The following is a 2,263-nucleotide window of genomic DNA, read 5'->3' as shown; positions in this document are numbered from 1 at the left end:
GGTATGTCTCAGGGACAAATAAAGTACGAGATCATCTTTGGATTGCTCGCGGAAATACACCGGCGTTTTAAAGGTTTCGTCGTTATTGCCTTTGCGGTACACATATAATAGTTTATTGTTTATGTCTAAATCGTCCAGATTCAGATTGACGATTTCAGATACGCGCAGGCCTGAGTTCAGAATGAGGCTGGCGATGCAGGCATCCCGTTCCTTATTTAGTTCATAGGAGTATAAAGCCTGCTTGTTATCGGCCAAATCTTGACCATAGCCTTCATAAATATAACCGATGAATTCAAGCAGTTCTTCCTCTTCCAGTATTTTACCTTTAAGCTTAGCCGCCGTATCCTTGGGTTTATGTATACGCTTGATTTCGACCTTAGCCATAATGTTGCGTTTGAGCAACGGATAAAAATTTTCATCCTCAGCGATCTGACTTAAATAATGAAAAAGCGAACGCAGAGACGATAGCTTACGTGAAATGGTAATACGGGAGTTGGAGCCTTCGCGCTTAGTAGACAGGAATAATCGAAAGCCTGTAATACTGTCCATATGAAGTGTCTCCAACTCTTCCAGTGTAACTTGGGCGTTCGTTTCTCCGGTGGACAAGCCTTCCGCGCGAAGCCATGAAAAGAAAGCTTCGTAATCCCGCACATATTCTAGTAATGTGGAAGGGGACAGGTCGGGCAGCTTATAATCCATAAATTGCTGCACGTACCATGGTAATCCCGGCATTTTTTCATCTAGTTTGCGCCGGTCGATGATCTTTTGTATATTCATTGAGTTCCACCTCGTCCGGTCATAATATATATTGTATTTTAGCATATTTTGAACAGCACTGGATGGGATGTAATTCGAAGTTAAAGAACAGATTGAACCGCCAAGAGAGGTGAAAGTATGGGGTATAATATCAAATCGGAACTGAAGCTGTCTATTAAGAGTGTACCGGAGTCGCAAAAGGACATTATTGTACAGCTCATGCAATTTTATTTATATGATTTTACAGCCTATCTTCGAATTGATGTCACTGAGAAGGGGACATTCCCGGCTTATCCAGACTTGTATCAATATTGGACGAGCGGTGAACAGAAGCTACCTTTTCTGATTTGTAGACAGGATATTCCTGTGGGTTTTGCACTCGTTGACCGAATGTCCAGCAATCGAGAAGCTGACTACTACATGGCTGAGTTCTTTGTACTTCGTCCTTATCGGCATAATGGGGTTGGGACTTGGGCGGCTCATGAGCTGTTTGGACGTTTTAACGGACGTTGGAAGGTGACCCAAATGAGCACGAATAGGCCGGCACAGTCCTTTTGGCGTAAGGTGATTGGAAGCTATACGAAAGGTGAGTACAGGGAACAGACACATCCGGTAAGAGGGAATATCAGTCAGTTTTTCAATACCTGAAAAATTCGAAATAGAAAGTAAGTAATGAAAAAGAGTCGGGGAGAGTATCCTATCGGCTCTTTTTTGTTGTCAATTCAAGTCTTCTATCCATCTATAGAGCATTCCAATTAGAACCTGCATTGACACTATAAAAACGCAGGTATACAGTTATTAACATAATTCATATATATCTCATTGGAATTATCAACAATTAAACATCGGCTCCAAAAATGCAATGTAATCATAACATCACCCATCAGATCGGAGAGTGTTTTTAGGTGAAACGAACAAGTCGATTTGCAAAAATGGTAGCTGTAACCCTGTCGATGGTGCTGGTCTTATCGGCATGCTCGGGTAATAGCGGGGCCAATTCTACGAATACTGAGGCGAATGTAGCAGGAGGCGGGCAAGCTGCAGAAGGTGGAGATCTTACCTATGCACTGGCAACATCGCCGGATTCACTGGACCCGCATAAGAGTGGATTGGCAGTAGCATCTCGGGTATATCGTGCGATATTCGATAACTTGGTGGTAAAGCTACCGGACAATACGATTAAGCCTTGGCTGGCAAACGAATGGAGTGTTTCCGAGGATGGCAAAAGCTATACATTCAAGCTGCGCAAGGATGTTAAGTTCCATGACGGAACCCCGTTCAATGCGGAAGCCGTTAAATTTAGCTATGATCGAATTATTGATCCGCAAGCCGTAGTAGGTAATGCCGCTAACTTGATGGCTCCCTATGAATCCTCACAGGTGATTGACGAATACACGATTAAATTGAATCTGAAACGACCATCGCAGGCTTTTTTGAGCAATTTAAGTGTTCCGGCAGTAGCCATTGTTTCACCGGCAGGAGTTAAAAAATATGGAGATCAATTCGG

The 2,263-nt window shown here is 43.1% G+C and carries 3 protein-coding genes; 2 read left to right on the top strand and 1 reads right to left on the bottom strand.

Translation table 11 applies throughout. From position 1 onward, the window contains the following. Positions 1-777: tyrosine-type recombinase/integrase (locus tag GRP75_RS24875; RefSeq protein ID WP_160790665.1), on the bottom strand; the 777-nt coding region annotated here is incomplete at its 3' end. A gap of 117 nt (positions 778-894) precedes the next feature. Here GRP75_RS24875 and GRP75_RS24870 point away from each other — a divergent pair. Together GRP75_RS24870 and GRP75_RS24865 are read left to right on the top strand one after the other, a co-directional pair. After that, complete coding sequence (locus GRP75_RS24870; protein WP_160790664.1) at positions 895-1,404, top strand: GNAT family N-acetyltransferase; 510 nt, start codon at positions 895-897, stop codon at positions 1,402-1,404. A 257-nt stretch (positions 1,405-1,661) separates the two neighbouring features. Next, a partial coding sequence (locus GRP75_RS24865; protein ID WP_337194265.1) for an ABC transporter substrate-binding protein occupies positions 1,662-2,263 on the top strand: 602 nt, incomplete at its 3' end.

The sequence above is a fragment of the Paenibacillus sp. OT2-17 genome, from assembly GCF_009827695.1.
In the GTDB taxonomy this organism is placed as follows: Bacteria; Bacillota; Bacilli; order Paenibacillales; family Paenibacillaceae; genus Paenibacillus; species Paenibacillus polymyxa_B.
This window is presented reverse-complemented; position numbering and strand designations above follow the sequence as displayed.

Excerpts from the sequence above, each read along its gene's own strand:
- GRP75_RS24870 (WP_160790664.1), top strand. The coding sequence starts at position 895 with ATGGGGTATAATATCAAATCGGAACTGAAGCTGTCTATTAAGAGTGTA.